A 398-nucleotide genomic window follows, 5' to 3' on the forward strand; every position below is an offset into this window, starting at 1 on the left:
CCAGGATGTGCGAGTAGTTCTTGGCAATCGAGAGAACCGTCGCTTCGACGTTCTCGGCCAGACCTTGCGCGAGTTGCGGCGCATCGGCCAGCAGCACCTTCGCAACGCCCGCGATCTTCGCTGCCGCATCCGCCGCCGCTTGCGCGTTGTGACCCGCGACCAGCACGTGCACGTCGCCACCAATCTTCTGCGCAGCCGCCACCGTATTCAGCGTCGCCGCCTTGATCGATACGTTGTCGTGTTCAGCAATAACCAGATTCGTCATTTTCTTCTCGCTCCCTTACAGCACCTTGGCTTCGGTCTTCAGCTTTTCGACCAGCGCGTTGACATCGGCGACTTTGACGCCAGCGCTGCGCTTCGCAGGTTCCGCGACCTTCAGCGTTTTCAGGCGCGGCGCG

2 pseudogenes are annotated in these 398 nt (G+C 61.6%); both read right to left on the bottom strand.

What is annotated here, in order from left to right:
• Window positions 1-265 (bottom strand): annotated as a pseudogene (locus U5782_RS41395) (electron transfer flavoprotein subunit alpha/FixB family protein); the annotation flags it as partial.
• 15 nt (window positions 266-280) lie between these two features.
• A pseudogene (locus U5782_RS41400) lies at window positions 281-398 on the bottom strand (electron transfer flavoprotein subunit beta/FixA family protein); the annotation flags it as partial.

Source organism: Paraburkholderia sp. J67, assembly GCF_905220265.1.
In the GTDB taxonomy this organism is placed as follows: domain Bacteria; phylum Pseudomonadota; class Gammaproteobacteria; order Burkholderiales; family Burkholderiaceae; genus Paraburkholderia.